The sequence below is a fragment of the Salmonella sp. SAL4457 genome (assembly GCF_046548235.1).
Classification (GTDB): Bacteria; Pseudomonadota; Gammaproteobacteria; order Enterobacterales; family Enterobacteriaceae; genus Salmonella; species Salmonella enterica.
Genome location: NZ_JBGDZO010001288.1, coordinates 1 through 238 on the forward strand (window position 1 = coordinate 1; position 238 = coordinate 238).

The 238-nt window shown below is 72.3% G+C and carries 1 pseudogene; it reads right to left on the reverse strand.

Features of this window, described 5'->3' with window-relative positions:
- Positions 1-238: pseudogene (locus ACLJNW_RS28350) on the reverse strand (hypothetical protein); the annotation flags it as partial.

Consider the following 238-nt stretch of genomic DNA (forward strand, 5'->3'; position numbering starts at 1 on the left):
CCACCGCGAGATCGTTACCCATCCCGTCGCCGGGCAGGGTCAGATATCGGCGCACGGCACCGCTCGCGAGATCCAGGGCGAACACCCCATGCGGCCGGCGCCGGCCCGCGGGTAGGAAGTCCGGCGAATTGCCCCAGAGCAGGCCACGCGGCTCGTCCAGCCGCAGCGCGGTGGCAGCGAAGATCGCCGGGCTGCCGGCGAAGAAGGTTTCCCACTCGCCCCCGGGAGGCTTGCGCAG